This window comes from Gemmata sp. SH-PL17, from assembly GCF_001610855.1.
GTDB lineage: Bacteria > Planctomycetota > Planctomycetia > Gemmatales > Gemmataceae > Gemmata > Gemmata massiliana.
In genome coordinates this window covers 3105813-3128056 of sequence record NZ_CP011271.1, presented here as the reverse complement: position 1 = coordinate 3128056, position 22244 = coordinate 3105813, and the positions used below count along the sequence as shown (strand labels likewise).

The 22244-nt window shown below is 63.8% G+C and carries 13 protein-coding genes; 3 read left to right on the top strand and 10 right to left on the bottom strand.

What is annotated here, in order from left to right; translation table 11 throughout:
• Window positions 1-105: 105 nt before the first annotated feature.
• Entirely contained in the window at window positions 106-4089 is a 3984-nt protein-coding gene (locus VT84_RS12895) for an AsmA-like C-terminal region-containing protein (RefSeq protein WP_162271683.1), read from the bottom strand.
• A 303-nt stretch (window positions 4090-4392) separates the two neighbouring features.
• Between VT84_RS12895 and VT84_RS12890 the strand changes: the two genes are divergently transcribed.
• Window positions 4393-5346, top strand: a complete 954-nt coding sequence (locus tag VT84_RS12890; protein WP_082839815.1) for an inorganic phosphate transporter — start codon at window positions 4393-4395, stop codon at window positions 5344-5346.
• Window positions 5347-5525: 179 nt separating this feature from the next.
• Window positions 5526-7946, top strand: a complete 2421-nt coding sequence (locus tag VT84_RS12885; RefSeq protein ID WP_082839814.1) for a hypothetical protein — start codon at window positions 5526-5528, stop codon at window positions 7944-7946.
• A 54-nt stretch (window positions 7947-8000) separates the two neighbouring features.
• On the opposite strand, the gene VT84_RS12880 is transcribed toward VT84_RS12885, so the two are convergent.
• The 3 genes from VT84_RS12880 to VT84_RS12870 all read right to left on the bottom strand — a co-directional run bounded on the left by VT84_RS12880 (window position 8001) and on the right by VT84_RS12870 (window position 9602).
• Window positions 8001-8291, bottom strand: a complete 291-nt coding sequence (locus VT84_RS12880; protein ID WP_082839813.1) for a hypothetical protein — start codon at window positions 8289-8291, stop codon at window positions 8001-8003.
• 126 nt (window positions 8292-8417) lie between these two features.
• Window positions 8418-9338, bottom strand: a complete 921-nt coding sequence (locus tag VT84_RS12875) for a transposase family protein (RefSeq protein WP_082839812.1) — start codon at window positions 9336-9338, stop codon at window positions 8418-8420.
• Window positions 9339-9404: 66 nt separating this feature from the next.
• Window positions 9405-9602, bottom strand: coding sequence for a hypothetical protein (locus VT84_RS12870; RefSeq protein WP_082839811.1), 198 nt, complete (start codon window positions 9600-9602; stop codon window positions 9405-9407).
• Between the two features lie 196 nt (window positions 9603-9798).
• Between VT84_RS12870 and VT84_RS12865 the strand changes: the two genes are divergently transcribed.
• Window positions 9799-10899, top strand: coding sequence for a putative zinc-binding metallopeptidase (locus VT84_RS12865; RefSeq protein WP_082839810.1), 1101 nt, complete (start codon window positions 9799-9801; stop codon window positions 10897-10899).
• Here VT84_RS12865 and VT84_RS12860 read toward each other — a convergent pair.
• The 6 genes from VT84_RS12860 to VT84_RS12835 form a co-directional block, all read right to left on the bottom strand.
• The gene (locus tag VT84_RS12860) at window positions 10896-11777 is read right to left on the bottom strand and encodes a transglutaminase N-terminal domain-containing protein (protein WP_082839809.1); all 882 of its coding nucleotides are present in this window, start codon (window positions 11775-11777) and stop codon (window positions 10896-10898) included. The two genes, VT84_RS12865 and VT84_RS12860, sit on opposite strands and share 4 nt — an antisense overlap.
• Window positions 11774-14290, bottom strand: coding sequence for a circularly permuted type 2 ATP-grasp protein (locus VT84_RS12855; protein ID WP_162271682.1), 2517 nt, complete (start codon window positions 14288-14290; stop codon window positions 11774-11776). The genes VT84_RS12860 and VT84_RS12855 overlap by 4 nt, the downstream gene beginning before the upstream one ends.
• Window positions 14291-14460: 170 nt before the next feature.
• Entirely contained in the window at window positions 14461-17928 is a 3468-nt protein-coding gene (locus tag VT84_RS12850) for a DUF2126 domain-containing protein (RefSeq protein ID WP_082839807.1), read from the bottom strand.
• A gap of 24 nt (window positions 17929-17952) precedes the next feature.
• A complete protein-coding gene (locus VT84_RS12845; RefSeq protein WP_052558408.1) occupies window positions 17953-18969 on the bottom strand; it encodes an alpha-E domain-containing protein in 1017 nt (338 codons plus the stop codon).
• A gap of 97 nt (window positions 18970-19066) precedes the next feature.
• Window positions 19067-20587, bottom strand: a complete 1521-nt coding sequence (locus VT84_RS12840) for a circularly permuted type 2 ATP-grasp protein (RefSeq protein WP_082839806.1) — start codon at window positions 20585-20587, stop codon at window positions 19067-19069.
• 186 nt (window positions 20588-20773) lie between these two features.
• The gene (locus VT84_RS12835; RefSeq protein WP_052558410.1) at window positions 20774-22240 is read right to left on the bottom strand and encodes a glutamate synthase subunit beta; all 1467 of its coding nucleotides are present in this window, start codon (window positions 22238-22240) and stop codon (window positions 20774-20776) included.
• Window positions 22241-22244: the final 4 nt, after the last annotated feature.

The window sequence follows — 22244 nt, the reverse complement described above, 5'->3', positions numbered from 1 at the left end:
TTCCAACTTATCCGGAGCATCGGTGTTATCGGGTCGCACGGAACCTCCTCTTAAACCGTTCTTACTGCTACCTCCCAAACTGCGCCACTTCTCGGCACGACCCGGCTACCTGTTGCTCATGGAACTGCTCGAACCAAGTCCGAGAATGCCAGCCGCTTCGGCCGGAAGTACGTACCGCGACAGGAAGAACCGCACAGCCTGATCGGTCAGAATCGCCCCGACGTTCACACGCACAATCGGGTTACTCGTCGACCCAGTAATCGTGAGACGCACCGTTCGATTCGAGAGAAAATCACTCACGTCGCGGATCAACCCGATCGGGACCGGGCCGATTGCAGGTACACGCAGCCCGAACACCCGCAGCGCACGAACATCGGGACCGATCGTTCCCGTGTGCGCGACCACGTTCAGGTCCACGCGGCCACTGGTCGCAATTGTTCCCTCCGCGAACAACTGTGCGGCCGGGTTCGCCAGTGCGAGCCGCTCAACGCGGAACACGCCCTTACTCAGATTCGCGCGCACGTCGCCCGACTGGAACGGCTTGACGAGTCCGGTGGTGTTCAGGAACGGCGTGACCTGACGCAGAATCGGGATTTCCTTCACCGACGTGTTGTTCAGACTGGCGATTAAGGTACCGCTCACGTCGTCGAACGAGCGCACGCGGGTGCCCTTCAGGTCGAACCGCCCTGTAAGCCGTCCGCTACCCAAAAGAGCATTCTCGCCGAGTTCCGGCGCGATCGTTCGCAGCGGTACGTCGGCGAACTTCACCTCTCCGTCCAGGCGCGTTTCCGTGCCCCAATCGAGTGACAAATCGGCTCGGGCGCGTCCGGACCCGGCCTGGACCGACGCCTCACGCACGGTGAACCGCCCGTACCCGCCCGCTGCGCTCGAAAAGGTGAACGGTACCCGAAGGTCGGTCACCTGAACGCCGGACACGCTCCCACGTGGGAGCGTCACCGTGCCCGACCCTCGCATTTCGCCCCCGAGCCGGGCGTGAACGACCACCGAAACAGGACCGTCGAGTAGATCGTTGGAGCCACTGAACGGCGCGAGGAGCTTCTTCGCATCCGCACCGCTGAGCGCCAGCGTGAAGAAGTTGCGCTGCGTTTGTTCGAGCCGTACCTGTCCGCGTGCGCGGAGTTCGCCGCCGGCTACGCGGCCCGTCACATCGGAGAGTTGCAGGACGCCGTCGCGCATCACCAGCAAGCCCACCAGCTCTTGCGAGACGAGCGTTCCGCCCCATTCCAGGCGCGTGAGGGTGATGCGCCCGGAGCCAGTCGAGAGGTCGTTCTCGAAGTCGAAGTTCGCGTCGAGTCGCCCGCGGAGCGGTTCGAGCGCGCTGAACCCGACGCCGCTCGCGAGCCGCGCTAGGTCCACGCCGGTTAACTTGAACGATCCGCGATCGCGCTTCCCCTGCCCGCCCGGTTCCTTGTCCTTCTTCTGGCCCGGGTAACGCCCCTTGATGTCAAACGACCCGCCGAGCGTTTTGCCCTCCAGTTCGTACTCCACCGCACCGCCCTTGAGAGCGGCCTTACCCGTCAGGCGCTCCGCGGGGATGCCCTGAACGGTCAATTTCGGCGCGGTGATGTCCACATCGAGGTTGCCCACGCGCCCCTGTCCCTCCTTTGCAGGGGGGATTTCGCCACTGATCTTCCCGGACACCTTCCCGGCGATCTTGACAGGGAAATCCGGCACCAATTCTGCTGCGCCGCCCGCATCCAGGTCTTTGAACTCCACTCCAAACGCACCCGCTTTGTCCGCGGCGAACGGTACGTTGGCTGACCCGTTCAGCGTGCCCCCGAAAGCGTTTGCCTTGAGATCGGAAACCACCAATTTTTCGGGGCTCAGTTCCCACTTCAATTCGACATGATTGGCCGTCGATTTGGCGAGCGTGAGTTTTGTGGCCTTGATGCTGCCCGTCGCTGTATACGCAAGCGGCGAGATCGTACCCGTGACGCGCGACTCTGTTTCCAGCACGCCTTCAACGGGGGCGGGAAGTTGTGCTTCGGGGACCAGTTTCCGCAAATCGGTGATGCTCGTGCCGGTCGTTTTCACAGTGGCCGAGAATGGGTATTTGCCGGTTAACCCGAGCGTCGCTTCCGCGCTGACGGAAATCCCTTCCAGAGTGACGTTCGCTTCTTTGAGTGTTGCGATGCCCTTTGCGACCGTGACCGAGAGCCGGATGTCTTTCGCGCTGCGGCTCTCCACGACGAGTTCGGACGAAGTCAGTTCAGCGGAGCCGTTCCACTCGTTCGGGTCCGAGAGTTTCTCGTAGGGGGCCTTCATTGCCACCTTGCCTGAAACGGCGCCTTTCAGTGCGAGTTTGAAATCGGGTAATGCTCTGAGAACTTCGCCGAGCGGAATCTTGTCAATGGTCAGTGCGGCACTCACGTCGCCCGGAGGCGATGTCATGGCCGTGAGTGTTCCGCGAAACGTGCCGGATTGTGACCCACTTTGGCTCGATTGATCGATCTTCCCGCTGAGATCGGTGAGGGTGAACTTCCCGTCCTGGTAGATCATGTTCGCGGAGATATCGCGAAGCGTCAGTCCTTCGAGTGTGAGCGATGGTGACGAGATCTTCCCCGTGAACTTGTAAGCCGCTTGGCTCACGGCCTGTGATACGGGGACCGCGATCGTCGCTTCCGCGCTCACTTTTCCGCTAATCTTGTAGTTGATCTTCACCTTCAGCTTTTCGAGCAATTCGGCGATGTTGATGTCACGGAAGCGGATGGTCGCGTCGAGCGTCGGTTCGCCGCCCTTAGCGGGCTCCTTCTTGTCGTCCTTTTTCGGTGGATCGGCAGGTTTCTTTTCCTGCCGCGCCGAGTTGCGCACGGGGGCCTTCGAGGGGCGCGTGTTGCTCGCGTTTTCCTTGTGCTGTTGGAACTCGTACTGACTTCCGGCTTTCCGCAAGTGGATCGGGATGTCGTCGCCGGGGAAGCCGACGACTTTCACATCCGTAATCACGCCGTCGCCACCGCCGCTCGGTTCGATCCGCCCGTCGGAATAAACCCGCAACACGAGGTCCGCGCTGCCTTTCAGCTTGCCTTCGATGTCCTTTGGCAACTTCCACTCGGGCGGCAGCTTCTTGAGGTCGAGGTTCGCGGCCGAAGCCTTAAGGGTTATCACGGTCGGTTCCGGACCGAAGTCCGCGTCGCCGTCGACCGCGATCGACCCGCCCGCGAGTTCGGCCTTCGCGCCGACGAGCGTCACCTTCGCGCCCGTTATGCTGATTTGGCCGGTCACATTCGCGAGAGTCATATTTGCATCGGGAAGGGTAAGAGCAATTGCCGCAGGTTTGAGATCTACCGCGTAGTGAACGTCGCTCGCCGAATCGAGCCACAAACGCAGCGCAATGGCTCCGCGTCCGTCGGGCTTCACCCGCTGCCACACCGACGCGGGTACGAACGGGATCGATCCGAGTCGATCCATCGTGAGCGGGCCGTCGTCGGTCGCGAGCCGGACTTCGCCCGTCGAACCGTTTCGGGCCACGTCGCCAGAAATCGTCCACTTCGACCACGCGGGGTCATCGATCGTGCCGGACAACTTCACGTGATCGGCGGCCGGCGTGACGGAAGCGTTGAGGTTCTGTAGGGCGAACTCCGGGCGCCCGTCCTGTCGAATGGTGAGCCGTCCGTCGGCGAGGGTGATTGTGGGTAGCTCGCCCCCGCCCCCGCCTCCACTCTCCGGAAACTTGGGTAGCGTGGTGACGACCTTGCCATCAGCACCGACGTGGAGCGTCAGGTTAACTCCCCGAAGCGTCACCGTTTTCGGCGCGATGCGACTTGTGGCCAGTCCGAACAGCGAGATATCGGCCGAGGCGTTCTCAACCGCGAATACTTCTGCTTTGTTCGGGTCCGGCGCGGCCGGGTCGAACACTCGCATCCCGATCGTTGACGTGGCCAGTCCGAGCCGAACGCTCGTCACCTCAACCGGCATCCCGATTTGCGCGGTGATCTTCCGACTCACAAGCTCCTTACCCGCGGCGGTGCCCAAATACGCTCCGATACCGACGCGGACGAGGATCACGAACGCGAGACACGCCCCGACACCGTAAAGTGCCCACCGGATTGCCGAACGTGCTTGAATCATGGTGCGGTCCCCGCTTGTGTCGCGTTCATTCACGCTAACCCATGCCGCAAGTGGCAGCACATCCTGTTCCAACCGTCCGTCCGCGCTGGAGCTGTTTCGCGCGGTACGGACGGCATTCTTGTAACAATTCGCATATTTTCTGACGTCAATTCGCATGACGTGCGATGCCAACGGGATTAGGGCAGCGCGAGTTCCTACTGTTGCAATCTGTGCAGTACGCGCGTTGTGGCCGAGGAAGTGCGGGGCCGTACCTTAACAGTCGGGCAGGAATCACAACGAGGAAGTGGGAGTCGGAATCGTTCTATGATCGTCACGCTCCTGTTTCTCGCGGCCTGCTTTGTCGCTTTCACGAACGGGGCCAACGCCAACTTCAAAGGCGTCGCCTCGCTGTACGGCAGTAGCACCACCACTCTCCGCACAGCGGCACTTTGGGGGACAGCGACCACGTTCGTAGGGTCAATTGTTGCGCTGTTTTTGGCGGAAGGAATGCTCTCCTCGTTTCGCGGGCGCGGAGTTGTCCCGGACGAGTTGGCCGCGTCTCAGAGTTTCGTCTGCGCTGTGGCCATCGGTGGGGCGCTCACGAGTTTCCTGGCCACGCGGCTCGGGTTCCCCGTCTCCACCACCCATGCCTTGGTTGGCGCACTGGCCGGAGCGGGGTTGGCCGGTAGTGGCGAGGTGCGGTTCGAGGCGCTTGGGAAGCAGTTCTTTTACCCGCTGTTTTTCAGCCCCATCGTTGCAGCGGTCGCGGGTGCGGCGGTTTACTTGCTTCTCGGGGCCGTTCGTCTGATGCCGGACCACCGCACACCGTTATTGGATGCGTTGCATTTCCTGAGTACCGGAGCAGCGAGTTTCGCACGCGGACTCAACGACACGCCGAAGATGGTCGCTCTGATACTCGCGGTACCGGGGTTGGGCGTTCACTGGGGGTTCTTGATCGTCGCTGTAACCATCGCTCTGGGTGGGCTGCTCGACATCAAGCGCGTTGCAGAAACACTCGGCAAAAAGGTCACGGGAATGAACCCCGGTCAGGGGTTTGCGGCCAGTTTGGTTACCGCCGGGTTGGTGACCACGGCGAGCCTTCACAGCCTCCCGGTAAGCACGACCCATGTCAGCGTCGGTTCTCTGTTCGGAATGGGCGTGGCCTCGCGACGAGTTCACTGGCGCAAGGTGGTCGAGATCCTGCTCGCGTGGATCAGCACGGTGCCGTGTGGGGCGCTTCTTGCGGCACTCGCCTATACGCTCATCACGCGGTTCTAGTGCCGGCCCGTCATCGGAGATTCAACACTTCCTCTACCTGCACCCTCGTCGTTAGAATCGGCCACCGTAGTGCTTGCGCTCGGCAAGCACCCGTGTTCGCTCGCTGCGGGCGGACCTACAACGATTGGGCCTCACCGACTCGCACCCACCGTCCGCGACACGGCAAAGGAGCCTGTTCGATGAACGTCAGGTGGTCGCTCTCCATTTGCTTCTTGTTCGTACTGGCCGCCCACGCACCTGCGGCCGAACTCGATCTGACACGAGCCGTCGTCGTCACCCCTCCGAACATCTCCGGACCGTCGGCGAAAGCGGTCCAGATGCTCCTCGAGGAGGTAGACACGCGGGCGATGGTTCACTGGGATCGGGCCGCGAAGTGGCCGGCCGCAGGCACGCCGGTTGTAGTGGTGGGGCAGGCTGATGAGGTCCGCGCGCTGCTCGAAAAACAGGGCATTGCCGTCCCAAAATCGGCTACACAGCCCAAGCCCGAAGGCTACCAGATCGGTACCGCGATCGGTGGAGCGAACCCGGTCGTATGGGTCGCGGGGAACGATCCGCGTGGGGTGCTGTTCGGTACCGGGCGCTTGCTCCGCGAACTGCGTCTCGGGCGCTTGAAAGTGACCCTCGCTGACAACTTTAAAGCGGAATCGGCCCCGACCACCACACTCCGCGGGCACCAGATCGGCTATCGCCCGAAGACCAATTCCTATGACGGCTGGACTGTCGCGATGTGGGAGCAGTACATTCGCGACCTTGCCGTCTTCGGGTGCAACGCCGTTGAACTGATCCCGCCTCGATCCGATGACACCCCCGACAGTCCGCTGTTCCCGCTTCCGCAACAGCGCATGATGACGGAAGTTTCACGCATCGCCGGCGAATACGGGCTGGACGTGTGGATCTGGTACCCGGCGATGGACCGGGACTACGCCGACCCGAAAACGGTCGAATCGGCACTCAAAGAATGGGCCGCGGTGTTCCAGGCGCTCCCGCGAGTGGATGTCGTATTTGTTCCCGGGGGCGACCCCGGCCACACGCAGCCGAAAGTGCTGTTCGATCTGCTGGAGCGGCAAACCGCGAACCTGAAGAAGTACCATCCGAAAGCGACGATGTGGATGTCGCCGCAGAGCTTCATTGGCTCGTGGATGGACGAGTTCTACGAACTGATTCGCCGCGAACCCTCCTGGCTGACGGGCGTGGTACACGGTCCGCAAACTCGGGTTTCGCTCCCGAAGCTCCGGGCCGCGGTGCCGCAGAAATTCCCCATCCGTGACTACCCGGACATCACCCACAGCCGCCAGTGCCAGTACCCGGTTCCGGACTGGGACGTCGCGTTCGCGCTCACTCAGGGGCGCGAGGGCTGCAACCCGCGCCCCGTTCAGACGGCCCGCACGTTCCGGTACGGGCGCGCGAGCACGATCGGGTTCATCACCTATTCCGAGGGGTGCCACGACGACGTTAACAAAATGGTCTGGAGCGCTCTGGGGTGGGACGACAAGGCGGATTTGACGGAAGTGCTGCGCCAGTACGGGCGGTACTTCGTTAGCCCTACGCTCGGGGACCGCTTCGCTGACGGGCTTCTGGCGCTGGAGAAGAACTGGGACGGGCCGGTTCTCTCGAACACCGGGATCGATGAAACGCTGAAGCTGTTCCAGGAAATGGAACGAGACGCTGGTCCGCGGGAGAAGCTGAGTTGGCGCTACCAACAGGCGCTTTACCGGGCCTACTACGACGCTTACGTTCGTGCCCGGCTCAAACACGAGACGGCTGCACTGGACGCAGCCGTCGCTAAACTTCGTGGCGCTAAAACCTTCGGCGCCGTGAAAGCCATTGCCGAAGCCGAAGCCATTCTCGATCGAGCCGCAAAAGAATCGGCTGCTCCCGAGCTACGCTGGCGCCTCAACGAACTGGCCGAGGCACTCTTTCAGAGCATTCGGGCACAGCTCAGCATTTTGAAGCATCACGGGATGCCCGGTCGAGGGAACAACCTCGACACGGCCGACGTTCCACTCACTGACGCGGCGTGGCTGCGTACCGAAATGACGGCCGCGAAGGAACTCAAGGACGAGTCCGCGCGGCTGGACCGACTGAACGCCGCGGTGAACCGGACCGACCCCGGTCCCGGTGGGTTCTACGACGACTTCGGTGACCCGAAGCGCCAACCGCACCTCGTCCGCGGACCGGGGTGGGAGAAAGACCCGGGGTTCGACGAATCGCCGCAATGTGCTTTCAGTATGCGAATCGGAGTTCCGCGAGCGTGGTGGCACTACGCCGAGACGCATTACGAAACGCCTCTGCGTGCGCAGTACGAAGGGCTCGATACGTTCGCTACGTACCGGGTGCGGATCGTGTACGGTGGACAGGAGGGGCGGAAGGTGCGTCTGACCGCGGGCGATGGCCACGAGGTTCACGCGCCGCTGGCGAAGCCGTTCGAGCCGGTCGAGTTCGACGTCCCCGCTGTGGCCACTGCCGGTGGCAAGTTAACACTGACTTGGACACCCGAACGCGGCGCCGGCGGACCGGGGCGCGGGTGCCAGGTGTGTGAAGTGTGGATCATCAAGCGCCCGGGAGTGAATCCTAACGCGCCCCGGGATCATCAGCGGTGAGGTATTCCTGCCCTTTGAAGTCCAGGGTGCCCGTAGACGGTTACGAACCTCCAACTATGCCTTTTTCATCCGCTTGAAGTCGTCTGTGGGCGGGAGATTCGGATTGCCGGTCAACCGCCCACCCCGCTCCTGCAAGGCCAGTGCGTCGGCACCGACGTAAATCACGCTACCGAAGTATTTGGATTTCTCGTAGACGTGCCCGAACGCTTTGGAGATTTGCCGGTACAGGCGCGTGGTATCCCCAGTCGAGTTGTTCGCTTCGATCCAGCCACAAATGACGGTCTTCTTCCGAAACACGCCGTTCGGTGTAAGTTGAATGGCTACTTTGAAACTGCGCCCGTCCAAATCATACCACCGTTGTCCCTCAATCGGTGGGGTCGCTCGAAGCCGGATCTTTGGTTGCTCCGGGAATACCCAGTAGACCGCATTCACGATAAGGGTGGGGTGTTTGGTCCCCCTCCCCGTGAGTGCTCAGGAAGCGTTTCGGTGGTCGTGCATGCGGTTGACCAACCCGGCGATGGCTCGAACCCGTGCCGCGTGACCGGCTCGGGCGTGGCGGTTCACGTGCGCCACCGCGCGGAACCGGCGCAACCGCCCGATCGCGTGCTCGACTACGATCCGACGGCGGCTGAATGCCCGGTTGTACTTCCGATCCTCGGGTGGGCGCTCCTGCCCGCGCGGCTTGCGGCGCGGCGCCGCTCCCAACCCCGTCGGGTGCAACGCACCCATCCCGACGTAACCCAGATCACCGATCCCACCGACCCCCTTCGGGAGCCGCTTCAGCAGCCGTGACTTCTTGAGCCGCTTGATATCCGCCCACGGCCCCGGCACCGAGTCGGACACGTCTACGATCCGTCCCGAGCTCTCGTCCACGGCCACCTGGCTCTTGAGCGTGTGGGCCTTCTTCTTGCCCGAGTAGTACGCCCGCTGACGCCTCTTGGGGCGCTGGGTCCGCTGCTCGAAGCTGTCGATCACCACCGCGAGCCCCGGGGTGTCATTCAACAGGGCCGGCAACCGCTTGCGGCGCGGGGCACCCGGGTCCGGCATCCGCATCGTGTCCCGACCGGCCCGCTCCAACACCGGCACGCACCGGGTCCGCACCCGACTGGCGGTCGAGTCGGACACCCCGAACCGGAACCCGAGCACCTCGTTGGTCGGGTACTGGCGCAACCAGATGACCGTCCGCAGCAGTTGGTCCGCGGTGCTCAGATCGAAGTTGTCGCCGCCCCCGACCGCGCGTTGACGGTTGGGTCGCTCGAGCCCCTTGCGGTGCCCCGCTTCGACCGCCGGAACCAGGTCCGCGGCCAGCGCGTCGAACACCGCTACGGGCAATCCCGTCAGGTGCTCAAACACGATCGGGTGCTTCCGCAAGTGATCCAGACGCGCGATCATCGGAGTATCCACGAGGGCCAGGTTCGTACACCTACACTACGAATTCACACCTATCGTGAATGCCATCTAGTACCTCGGCCCATCGAAGTATTTCTTGGAGACGACCGTCCCCAAGTCGGGGAGTGACAACAGCCCCTTAAAAAACGTGTAGGCTTTTTCCGGGTACGAAGTGTCGGGGACGAAATAGAGGTTCGAGAACAATTCGTTCGACGCGACAAGGAGTTCGTAATCCGCCTTGGTCGCGAAGTATTGGACGCGCGGCATTAGTCATTCCTGCCAAACGATCAGCTCACTGACCGACGACATTAGCCAGGTTACTCGAAATTGCGAGAAGATGCCTTCTCTAGTGGATCTGCTGGACACTTCCGGGCTTGGTTTTCCGCACGGCACGAAGTTCGCATTGCGAGGAAACGTATATCGCCCCTCCCGCGGCGAGACCTCAAAATAGCCGAGATCGTTGATGAAGGTCTTCCATTGCGATCACTGCGATCACCTCGTGTTCTTCGAGAGCGTCCGCTGTGTCCGCTGTGAGCACCCGCTCGCCTACCTTCCGGATTTGGGGGTAACAGGATCGCTCGATATTATCGGTGACGGCCTGTGGAAGTCCCCGCTCGCCCGAGCCGAGGGAAAGACGTACAGGCTCTGCCAAAACTACACCGAGCACAACGTCTGCAATTGGGCACTGCCCGCGGACGATGACAACCCTTATTGCCAATCCTGTCGGTTAACTCGCGTCATTCCCGATCTGGCACCGACCGGAAACAAAGAGGCTTGGTACAAACTCGAAGTCGCCAAGCGACGCTTACTGTACACGTTGCTCGCACTCAAACTGCCGATCGCGAGCAAACAGGATCAGGAAGCGACCGGGCTGGCGTTCGAGTTCCTCGCCGACCCGACCGATCCGGACGCGCCCGCGGTGCTGACAGGCCACAGTAACGGTCTGATTACCGTTAACATCGCCGAAGCAGACGACGCCGAACGCGAGCGCCGACGGCACCAGATGCGGGAGCCGTACCGGACCGTGCTCGGTCACTTCCGCCACGAGATCGGCCACTACTATTGGGATGTGCTCGTCAAAGACGGCCCGGCACTCGACCGCTTCCGCGAACTGTTCGGCGACGAGCGCGAGGACTACGGCCAGGCGCTCGACCGCTACTACAAAACCGGCGCGCACCCGGATTGGCAGGAACGCTTCATTTCCGCCTACGCGACCGCGCACCCCTGGGAAGATTGGGCCGAAACCTGGGCGCACTACCTACACATGACCGACACGCTCGAAACGGCCATCGGCTGCGGGTTATCGGTGAAGCCAAAGCGAGTGGGCGAACCGGTGATGAAGCCGGAAACGAAGGCGGTCGCTCCCACGCCGTCCGCGTTCGAGGCGATGCTCAGTGACTGGCACGCGCTCACTTACGTCCTGAACAACCTCAACCGCGGACTGGGATTAGCCGACGGCTACCCGTTCGTGATTTCGGCACCAGTGATCGAGAAGTTGCGGTTCGTGCACGAAGTGGTGTCGACCCCAACTGTTAAAACGGCGCCGGTTGCGGTCCCGATTTAGTCGTCCTCAACAGCGACATCGACGGCTACTTTGATGGCATGCTGCCCGCCGCCAAGAATCACTCCCTTGAGCGGGCTTACGTCGTCGTAGTCCCGCCCCCAGGCGAGCAGTATATGCCGCTCCTGCGGGATCTGGTCGTTCGTCGGGTCCAGATCCACCCACCCGTAGTCACCACAGAACAGACTCACCCAGGCGTGAGTCGCGTCCGCACCAATCAGACGCGGGCGTCCCGGAGGCGGTAGTGTAGACAAGTACCCGCTGACGTACCGCGCCGCTAACCCGAGGGACCGGAGGCACGCGAGCAACAGGTGCGCGAAGTCCTGACACACCCCGCGGCGCTTCTCGAACACTTCCGCGACCGGCGTCGCCACGGTGGTGGCCCGCGGGTCGTACACGAACCCGGTGTGAATCCGGTTCACGAGGTGGAGGGCCGCGTCCAAAATCGAGCGCCCGGGTGTGAACGAAACGGCGGCGAACTCGGCGTACCGCGGATCGGCCGCGGCGAACCGGGAATCGAACACGAACTGGTACGCATCGAACCAGTCCGGGGCGCGGTCGTGCCCCAACCGGTCCCGGACGCGCTCCCACGCGGGCGTCGCGCCCGGAACAATGTCCAGAGGCGGTTCAACCGCGATCCGGTGCTCTACTCGCACCGTCAATTCGCGGTGCGGTTCCTGGATGGTGAAGTAGTGGACCGGGTTACCGAAATAATCGACGCGCTCCTCGATCACGGCCGGGCCGGGCGAAATCGACAGAATCGAAGGCTCGGATTGCTGCCGGGAGCATTCCCGGATGAACAGGTGCGCGACGTTCTGACAGAGTGAAACCGATTCGGTGTACTCGTAAGCGGTGACGTGCGTAATCGCATAGCGCGTCACAACGGCTCTCCCGAGTCGGCCCCGGTCCGGCGAATCGGGTCGGGGGTCGCCATGTGGCGCGAGGTCTGGAGGTGGCTGAGGTACTGCTGGGTGATCGCGTCGGACAGAATCGGGAGCCACCCGCCCACGTGGTTGAGCAGATCCCGCAGCCCCGGGCGCACACCATCTTCAACCATTGCGAGGCGCTCCGGCTCGGCCAACCGCACGGAGCCGAGCGCGGCCAGCGCGAACCGCTGTTCCGGAGAGCGCCCCCCTCCGGTCGGGCGCGGCAAGTGATCCACATCATCAACCAGAGCCGCGAGTTGCGTGGCCAGCGAGCGCGGGTTGGTTTCGTCCTCGACAACCAGGTCGAGCACCGCTTCTGCGCGAAGGCTACTCAGGTACCGGCGCCGGTAGGTCATCCCGCTATCCACCACTTCCAGCACCGCGTCGAGCACCGGTCCTTCGTGCTCAGCGGTCGTCACGAGCGTCGCCCGTAGCAGCCCGATCAGGTACATCGCCCGTTCCAACTTGCGGCCCATGTTCAGGAACCGCCACCCTTCCCCGCGGGTCATGCTCTCGGAAACGAGCCCGCCGAACGCGGCCAGGGTGGTGACGGTTCGGTTCAACAGGTCGAGTACATCAGCCGGAGTCGGTTCGTCGTCATCAGTATCGGGGGTGAGTTCTCCCGGAAGCGCACTCAAAGTGTTAACCACGCGCCACATATCGAGCGAGATCAGATCCCGAACGACCGAGGCCACGAGCCGGACGCACCGAACGACGGACACGAGGCTGTTCGAGTCCGATGCCGCGAATACCGCCGGGAGCACGCGAGCGAACGGATCGTCCGATGTGTTCACGCGAAGCGGCTTGTGATCGCCCTGTGCCGCAAGAGCAGCGAAAAGCGAGGGCAATTCCGGGCTGTCGACCAAGCCGGACCGCTCGGTCAAGCGAACCACGATCCCGCGGAGCAGCCGCGTCAGCCCTTCAGCGCGTTCCGCGTACCGGCCGAGCCAGAACAGATTGTCCGCGGCGCGGCTCGGCAGATCGCCGCCGGACCGCGTCAGCGCGACCCGGTACCCCGCGGCCGGGAGCAGACTGAAGTCGCTCACCTCGGTGTCCGCGAGCACCCAGGTGTCCTTGCTCCCGCCCCCGCGCTGCATCGACACGACGGTCGTGTCCGACGACGCGCTCACCCGCGTCAGACCGCCCGGCATGAATGCGAACCCGCCCCGAGAATCGGCCGCGAGGTACGAGCGCACGACCAGTTTCCGGGGAACGAGCCGGTTCCCGTCCAGAACGGGCGTCGCGGACAAGTCGATACGCTCTTGCGCAACGAAATCGCGAGGTCGGTTCCGAATTCGAGCAGCGAGTGCCGCGCGCTGAGTTGTGGACAAATCGGCCGGGAACTCAGGCTCCATCCGACTCGCCGGGAACGCCGGTTTGATGACGAGATCCGCAAGCCGGTCGAGCACGTAGCGAAGGGACTCCGGGTCGCCGCACCACCACGTGGGTACAGAGTCGAGGAGCAGTTCCTCACCCAAAAGCGTTCGGCACAGGCGCGGAAGGAAGGCCGGAAGCGCCGGGGTTTCCAATAATCCGGTACCGAGCGCGTTCGCCACCGCGACGTTACCGCTCCGGACCGCGTGCACAAGCCCCGGCACCCCCAAGAAGGAATCCGGGCGCAGTTCGAGCGGATCGCAGAAGTCATCGTCCAGTCGGCGGAAGATCACTTCCACCGGTTGCAACCCGCCGAGCACTTTGAGGAAGACGCGATTGTCCCGCACCGTCAGGTCGCCGCCCTCGACGAGCGTGTAACCGAGATATCGCGCGAGGTAGGCGTGCTCGAAATACGTCTCGTTGTACGGCCCTGGGGTGAGCAGAACGACCCGCGGGTTGTCCTTGTTCCGCGGCGCGAGCGATCGGAGCGTGTCGCGCACGGTCTGGAAGAACAGAGCCAACCGGTTCACCCGACAGTCACGGAACGCTTCCGGGAGCGTCCGCGTCATCACGATGCGGTTTTCGAGTGCGTACCCGGCGCCGGAGGGAGCCTGCGTGCGGTCCCCGATCACCCGCCAGTTCCCGTCGGCCCCGCGCCCGAGGTTCGCCGCGTAGAGGTGGAGGTATCGCCCACCTGGAACTCGTACCCCGTGAACGGGCCGAAGGAACCCGGGGTTCGGAACAACCAGTTCCGGCGGAAGTACGCCGTCTTTCAGGAGCCACTGTGGGCCGTAAAGATCAGCGAGGACGAGTTCTAAGAGTTGTGCCCGCTGAACGAGTCCGTGTTCGAGGGCCGCGGCTTCGATGTTCGGGATGAGGAGCGGGATCGGATCGAGTTGCCAGGGGCGGGCAATGCCGTCGGGGTCGCCGTAAACGTTGTAAGTGACACCGTTTTCGCGGATTAGATCTTTCGCTTCGCGCCACCGCCGGGCCATCTCGATCGGCCCGAGTTCTTGCAGCGAACCAAAGAATTTCGCCCAGTGGGGGCGGGATTTCCCGTTGCGGTCGATCGCTTCATCGAAACCGGCCGGCACCTCATACCCCGACCGGGGGTCAGTGCCCGGTGGAGCATGGGGGTCGGTCGGCTCGTATGAACGGTGTTCTGGCATCCGGGGTACGGGGGGCAGGTACAAAGGACAATGCCGGACCACAACCAGCGGTCCGGCTCCCCGACCCCTGAGCTGCGATGTCTGTCCCGTTTACATCATTCTACCGCATCAATTGACACGCGGCCGAGGACCGCCGATTCTTTATCCCGAGCCGGCGCCCGATATTGTGCCGGTTTAGGCCGGCGCAAATCAAGTGTGAATGGGAACTCAGCGTCCGGCTCTTCCGGCGGCGCGCTCACCGGACCGGGCGTATGACCGAACGCGAAGAACCGGGCGATCCGCCGACTTTCGGCCGCGAGCGCATTCACCGGGAAGTCTTCGAGTGCCCGCCCGCCCGGGTGCGCGACGTGGTAGGTGCAGCCACCGATGCTCCGATCGTTCCAGGTGTCCAACACGTCGAAGACAAGCGGCGCGTGAACGGGGATCGTCGGGTGCAAACAACTCGGGGGCTGCCACGCACGGTACCGGACGCCCGCCACAAATTCCCCGTTCGTCCCGGTCGGGTGCAGCGGAACGCGACGGCCGTTACACGTCAGAACGTGACGCGGATCGGTCAGCCCGCGCACCTTCACCTGAACCCGTTCGACCGAGGAATCGACATACCGGCTCGCTCCCCCACCACTCGGCTCCTCGCCGAGCACGTGCCAGGGTTCGATCGCCGTCCGCAGTTCCAGATTCACACCGCGGCTCGTGGCCGTGCCGAGGACCGGGAACCGGAACTCCACGTGCGGCGTGAACCACGCGGGATCGAGCGCATAACCGCCGTGCGCCCGGAGTTCGTCCAGTGCGTCCGTAAAGTCCTCGTGGACGAAGTGCGGCAGCATGAACTTATCGTGCAGCGCGGTTCCCCAGCGCACGAGCTTGTGCTCATACGGTTTGCGCCAGAACCACGCGACGAGCGACCGCATCAGGAGCATCTGAGCGCAGCTCATCCGCGCGTGCGGCGGCATCTCGAACGACCGCAGTTCCAGCAGCCCGCGCCGGCCCTCCGCGGAGTCCGGACTGAACAGCTTGTCGATGCAGAACTCGGCGCGGTGCGTGTTGCCGGTGAGGTCAGTAAGCAGATTTCGGAACAGGCGATCGACGAGCCACGCGGGAGGATTCCCACCAGCTCGTACTTGTCCGAACGCAATCTCCAGTTCGCGGAGCGCATCGTGTCGGGCCTCGTCCACACGCGGGTGCTGGCTCGTGGGTCCGATGAACAGCCCGCTAAACAGGTACGACAGCGACGGGTGGTTGTGCCAAAAACCAACCAGACTCTTGAGTAGGTCCGGTCGGCGCAAAATCGGACTGTCCGCGGGTGTGGGTCCGCCGATCACAACGTGATTCCCGCCGCCGGTCCCGGTGTGCCGGCCGTCGAGCATGAACTTCTCGGTACACAGCCGGGATTGCCGTGCTTCTTCGTAAAGCGTGGTGGTGATGTGAACGAGTTCGTCCCAGGAGTGCGCCGGGTGCATATTCGCTTCGATCACGCCGGGATCGGGTGTGATCGAGAAGTGATTCACCCGGTGATCGTGTGGCGGCTTGTACCCCTCAATGAGCACGGGTCGGTCGAGTTCGGCGGCCGTTGATTCGATTGCGGCGACGAGTTCGAGGTAGTCCTCCACGAAGCGGGCCGGCGGCATGAACACGTGCAGTTTGCCGTTCCGCGGTTCGACGCACAACGCGGTACGGACCACGTTGTGCGGGGCCGAGTGGTGGGCAGTGCCGTTAGACGAGGGGAGCGCCGATCCGAACGGCCGACGGGCCTGGCCATCGCGGGCGCGTGCCGGGCGCCCCCACACATCGAGTGGTGAATCCGGCGCCGTGCGCGCGAGTCCGGCGGGGACCGCGGGGCCGATGGGGTACCCCGGGAGCGGTCCGCGCGGGGCGAACGGGTCACGTTCTTCGAGGAACTGGCGGTCCGACGGCGTTTCCCACGGGAGCGAATCGAGCGGCAACCGGTACCCCATCGGGCTGTCACCGGGGATCAGGAACAAGTTCTCCGTGCGAATGAACCACGGGCCACTTTCCCACGGCGAACCCGGCCCGAACGCCTTACGCAGCGGTAACAACGTCCCGACCGAACTGCCGAGCTTTTGCTCGAATACTTTCGCCAGTCGCGCGCGATCTTCGGGGCTGTCCAGTTTGTTGTTCAGCGGATCGACGTTCGTGGGCAGGCGCCGCTCCCGCCACAAGTAGTACCAGGCGTCCTCGTACCCCGGGATCGCGTACTTCGGGTCGACACCCAATTTTTCGGCCAGCACCGCGGCGAACCGCGCCGCGTCGTCGGCCCCGAACCCATAAGGGTGATCCTCATTGGCAATGAGTTGCGGGTCGGTCCAGATCGGCTGACCGTCGGTGCGCCAATAACACCCGAGCGCCCAGCGCGGGAGTTGTTCGCCCGGGTACCACTTCCCCTGCCCGAAGTGCAGCAGCGCGCCGGGGGCGAATTTGTCACGGAGCCGCTTCAATAGCGTGACGGCCTGGCGCCGCTTCTGCGGCCCGAGAGCTGCGACGTTCCACTCCGGCGCGTCCCGATCATCAATGCTCACGAACGTGGGCTCACCGCCCATCGTCAACCGCACGTCCCACTCGCGGAGGTCGGCGTCGATGCGCGTTCCGAGGGCATTAATCGCGTCCCATTGCGGTTCGGTGTACGGCTTCGTAACGCGCGGAGCTTCGTCGATCCGCCTGATCGACATCTGGAAGTCGAAGCCCTCCACGACCGCATCGTCTTCGTCGCGCTTGGCCCAGAAAAACGAGCCGGTGACGGGCGCGGCGGATTGCGGATCGGCGGTACACGCGAGCGGGATGTGCCCCTCCGCGGTCATCAACCCGGAGGTCGAGTCCAGCCCGACCCACCCCGCACCGGGCACGTACACCTCGGCCCAGGCGTGGAGGTCGGTGAAGTCGGCCTTCGGCCCTTCGGGGCCTTCCAGGGGCTTCTCATCGGCCACGAGCTGAATCAAGTAGCCCGAGACAAAGCGTGCAGCGAGTCCGAGGTGACGCGCGAGTTGCGCCAGCAACCACGCCGAATCGCGGCACGACCCGCGCCCGAGTTCGAGTGTTTCTTCGGGCGTCTGTACGCCCGGCTCCCTCCGGATGACGTAAGAGACCCGCTGCCGGACGAGCCGGTTTAGCCCGACCAAGTAGTCGTTCATCTTCACGCCGGTCTGCCGCGCGCCGTCGATCAGCTTCTGCAACAGCGGTCCGGCGGGAAGCGTCTCGAGGTACGGCGCGAGTTCCCGACTGAGCGCCGCGTCGTACTGAAACGGGTACTCCTGCGCGTACTCTTCGATGAAGAAATCGAACGGGTTGATCGGCGTGAGATCGGCGATCAAATCGACGGTGACGACGAGTTCAGATACCGGCTTCGGGAACACGAGCCGCGCGAGGTAGTTGCTATAGGGGTCTTGCTGCCAGTTCAGGAAGTGTGGGGTGGGTTCGATCGTGAGCGAATAGCTCGGGACCGGGGTCCGCGCGTGCGGGGCCGGGCGCAGCCGCACAACGTGCGGCATAAGCGTCACTGGCCGGTCGTAGGTGTACTTGGTGACGTGGTGGAGAGCTACGCGGATGCCCATGCGGGGTTCCTGTTCCGAATTCGGTTAGGACTGGCTCTGTGTCTGGGTCATCGCGGCGGGTGCCGGGGGCGGTATCGGCGCCTTCGAGTCGGGCGGGCGCACGTCCGCGGCGAAGAACGTCGCGTGGATGGCTTCCCCGATTTCGTGGACCGAATCGACGACGTGCGTGAGCGTCTCGTGTAGCCCGTCGCGGATCACGTCGGGAATCATCCGCGCGTCCAGGTAGGCCAGCAGAGTCGCGAGCCGCCGCTCCGGTGCGGTCGGGGCGTGACCGGGCGGGTTACCCGCCACGGCCGCGGTCGCGGCTTCGCATTCGCGCAAGCACCGGCGAACCGATCGGGGGAACTGCTCGTCGAAGATCAGGAACTCGGCGACCGCGGCGGCGGGGTCGCTCGGCATCAACCGGGGTTTCTTGTGGAACGGCTCGTACCCTGAGCAACTCATCAGAATCGCGACCCAGTGCGCGTTGTCGATCGGGCTGCCGACGTCTTCGACCCGGGGCAGCAACGTGTGGTACTTCACGTCCATGATCCGGGCGGTCTGGCTGGTCCGCTCCAAATAAGTCCCGAGCTTGAAGAACTCCCACGCCTCGCCGTGGCTCATGGTGGTGTCGGCGATGCCGTGGATGAGCTGGTTGATGCGCCGCACCTGGGCGTAGAACTCGCTCCGGTGCGCGTCGAAGAGCGCGCGCCCCTCGTCCCCCTGCATCCACAGGTGGTAGTAGTTCAGGCGCTCCCACATCTCGGCCGAGATCACTTCGCGGATGATCCGGGCGTTCTCCCGCGCCCACGCCAGCGACGACGCGATGCTGAACGGGTTGTCCCGGTCCCAGGTCATGAACTCCTGGACGTTCTCGGCGGTCGGCTCGTCTTTGTAATCGTGGACGCCCGAGATGATGAGCAGCGGGCGCCACTGCTGCTCGACCGGGACGTGGAAGTCCAACAGGAGGGTGTGGTTGACTTCGAGAACCCGGGCCGTATTTTCCGCTCGTTCCAGGTACCGGGCGAGCCAGAAACAGTGCTCCGCAACACGGGAAATCATGCTCAATCGCCGGGGGTCAGAGATCGGTTCGATTCGCGCCGGAACAACTCATCGATCCAGGTGTGTGAGCACCAACGCGCTCACACACACCACCTCGCTATTGCGGGTGGCGGCCGTTCTCAAGCACCCACGTGTCTTTGCTCCCACCGCCCTGACTGGAGTTCACAACCAGTGAACCCTTCGTCAGCGCGGTACGAGTGAGACCGCCGGGCAGCACCCATGTGGAACTTCCGGTGATAATGTACGGCCGCAGGTCGACGTGGCGCGGGGCAACGCCCTCGTCGGTCCAGGTCGGACAGGTGCTCAGAGTCACCACCGGCTGCGCGACGTAGTTGCGCGGGTTGTCTTTGATCTTCTCCGCGAACTCCGCGCGCTGCGCCGCGGTGCTAAACGGCCCCATCAGCATCCCGTATCCACCGGACTCGTTCACCGCCTTGACGACCAGTTCGTCGAGGTGAGCGAGGGCGTATTTCTCGTCCTCTGGACGGGCACAGATGTGCGTCGGGACGTTCTTCAGGAGCGGTTCTTCGGATAGGTAGAAGCGGACCATGTCCTCGGTGTACGGGTACACCGCCTTGTCATCGGCGACCCCGGTGCCGACCGCGTTCGCGAGAGTCACATTACCGGCCCGGTACGCCCGGAACAGCCCCGGCACCCCGAGCAAACTGTCGGGTCGGAACGCTTCGGGATCGAGGAAATCGTCGTCCAGTCGGCGGTAGATCACGTCCACGCGCTGCGGTCCGCGTGTGGTCTTCAGGTAAACCACGTCGTCGTGAACGAACAGATCCTGGCCGAACACGAGTTCCACGCCCATGTGCCGCGCGAGGAAGCTGTGCTCGAAGTACGCGGAGTTGTACTGCCCCGGCGAGAGCACTACGACGTGCGGCGACGTGCTCGCGGAAGTCGGCGCGACCGACGCCAGTGCGTCGCGGAGGCGCCGCGGATAGTCCTCGACGCGCTTCACCCGGATGTCCGCGAACAGTTGCGGGAACACCTTCTTCATCACGGCCCGGTTCTCGAGCACGTAGCTCACGCCGCTCGGCGTCCGGCCGTTGTCTTCGAGCACGAGGAACTGGCCCGCCGTGTCCCGAATGAGGTCGGTTCCGCAGATGTGAATGTAAACCCCGCCCGGCGGGGTGAAGCCGATCATCTCCTTACGGAAGCCCTTCGAGCCGAGCACGAGTTCGGTCGGGATCACGCCCTCGCGGAGAATCCGCTGGTCGTGGTACACGTCGTGGAGGAACAGGTTAAGCGCCCGAACGCGCTGAACGAGTCCGGCTTCCAGCACGTACCACTCGGCCGCCGGGATCGGGCGCGGGATCAGATCAAACGGGAAGATCTTCTCGACGCCGCGCCGATCGGAATAAACGCTGAACGTGACGCCCTGGTTAACGAAGGCCAGGTCCGCGTTGCTGCGCTTCGCCTGGAACTCGTGGATGTGGAACCGCCCGAGGCGCTCGACGACCGCGGAACAGTGTTGGTGTGGGGTGGGTGTACGGTCGAAGAGTTCGTCCCAGGCTGTCGCATGGGGAGCGTAATTGTCGAAGAGACGCGGCTTGTTAGCCAGTGACCCGTTGAGGCTCGGGGCCAGACGGGACGGGATTCCTAGAGTGGGCATGGGAAGCTCCTGCCACATTACCAGGCTTCGGCCGCGCGCGGATCAGGCACAGATGTTGTTTCTGCGGTCGAATCAAGCCATATTTGGGTTGATCTCCAGTATAATTGCAAGTGTGGTGCCGAAATACACAGCACGAATCGCTTCGCAAGATCCCACGGACCTTACAAAGCGATTCGTGCTGTCGTGTTACCGAATCAAGCCGAGAGGAAGGTCGCGGCCCCGGAGCCGGCTCGGGCGCCCGGTCAGCGTTTCGTCGATGTGCCGGGCGGCTTCCCGCCCTTCCGCGATCGCCCAGACCACGAGCGACTGCCCCCGTCGGCAGTCCCCGGCCGCAAATACGCCGGGAACCGAGGTCGCGTACTTGCTATCACTCCGGATCGCGCCGTTAGTCGTCAGGGCCAGCCCCAAACGCTCCGGGAGACTCTGTTCAGGTCCGGCGAACCCGATCGCGAGCAGCACCAAGTCGCACGGGAACACGAGTTCGGAGCCGTGCAGTTCCTCGAACTGCCGTTCGCCTTCCTTGTCGTAGTAGTGGTGAATCCGGACCGCGTGCAGTTCCGTAACGCGGCCCTGGTCGTCACCGGCAAAGTGCTGCGTCTTGATCTGCCAGTCGCGCTTGCCGCCCTCCTCGTGCGCCGGCGTGATGCGGAGGATCTTCGGCCACAGCGGCCACGGCGTCTCCGGGTTCATGTCTTCCGGCGGGCACGGGTTGTAGTCGAGCTGAAGGACCGACTTCGCTCCCTGCCGGTGGCACGTCCCGAGGCAGTCGGACGCGGTGTCACCGCCCCCGATGATAATCACGTTCTTGCCGGTGGCGGTAATCGTTTCGGCATCGAGTGCGTCGCCGAACCCGCGCCGGTTCTGGGCGGTCAGGAACGTCATTGCCTGGACAACGCCCTTCAGGTTGCGACCTGGGATCGGCAGCTCCCGCGGTTTGGTCGCCCCGACTGTCAGCAACAGCGCGTCGTGTTTCCGGCGCAACTCCTGCGGGTCGATCGCGCCCCCGACGTCGGCGTTGAGCACGAACTCGATCCCCTCCGCGCGGAGCTGGTCCACGCGCCGGGTGACGTACTCCTTCGACATCTTGAAGTCGGGGATGCCGTAGGTGAGCAGCCCACCGGCACGGTCAGCGCGCTCGTAAACGGTGACCGCGTGCCCGGCCCGGCGCAGTTGTTGCGCGGCCGCGAGGCCGGCCGGTCCGCTCCCCACGACGCCGACCGACTTACCGGTTTCGTGGCGCGGCGGTTCGGCGACGATCCACCCCTGCTCCCACCCGCGGTCCACGATCGCCTGTTCGATTGTTTTGATCGTGACCGCGGTGCCGTTGAGCGCGAGAACACACGACGCCTCACACGGCGCGGGGCACGTTTTGCCCGTGAACTCCGGGAAGTTGTTCGTGTCGTGGAGCGCGGCGAGCGCCTCCTTCCACCGGTTCCGGTGAACGAGGTCGTTCCAGTCCGGGATGCGGTTACCGAGCGGGCACCCGGTGTGGCAGAAGGGGATGCCGCAGTCCATGCACCGGGTCGCTTGCGCCCGCGTGCTCTCGACCGGCATCTCTTGGTACAGCTCGTCGTAATCGCGGATGCGCAGGTGGACCGGCCTCGGGGTCGGTTTCTGCGGCTCAACGTTCAAAAACCCGCGCGGGTCGGCCATTGTC

What these genes read in the sequence shown, in the direction of transcription:
- VT84_RS12835 (WP_052558410.1), bottom strand. Translation starts at nt 22,240, where the DNA reads ATGGCCGACCCGCGCGGGTTTTTGAACGTTGAGCCGCAGAAACCGACC.
- VT84_RS12865 (WP_082839810.1), top strand. Translation starts at nt 9,799, where the DNA reads ATGAAGGTCTTCCATTGCGATCACTGCGATCACCTCGTGTTCTTCGAG.
- VT84_RS12870 (WP_082839811.1), bottom strand. Translation starts at nt 9,602, where the DNA reads ATGCCGCGCGTCCAATACTTCGCGACCAAGGCGGATTACGAACTCCTT.
- VT84_RS12875 (WP_082839812.1), bottom strand. Translation starts at nt 9,338, where the DNA reads ATGATCGCGCGTCTGGATCACTTGCGGAAGCACCCGATCGTGTTTGAG.
- VT84_RS12885 (WP_082839814.1), top strand. Translation starts at nt 5,526, where the DNA reads ATGAACGTCAGGTGGTCGCTCTCCATTTGCTTCTTGTTCGTACTGGCC.
- VT84_RS12840 (WP_082839806.1), bottom strand. Translation starts at nt 20,587, where the DNA reads ATGCCCACTCTAGGAATCCCGTCCCGTCTGGCCCCGAGCCTCAACGGG.
- VT84_RS12850 (WP_082839807.1), bottom strand. Translation starts at nt 17,928, where the DNA reads ATGGGCATCCGCGTAGCTCTCCACCACGTCACCAAGTACACCTACGAC.
- VT84_RS12845 (WP_052558408.1), bottom strand. Translation starts at nt 18,969, where the DNA reads ATGATTTCCCGTGTTGCGGAGCACTGTTTCTGGCTCGCCCGGTACCTG.
- VT84_RS12895 (WP_162271683.1), bottom strand. Translation starts at nt 4,089, where the DNA reads ATGATTCAAGCACGTTCGGCAATCCGGTGGGCACTTTACGGTGTCGGG.
- VT84_RS12890 (WP_082839815.1), top strand. Translation starts at nt 4,393, where the DNA reads ATGATCGTCACGCTCCTGTTTCTCGCGGCCTGCTTTGTCGCTTTCACG.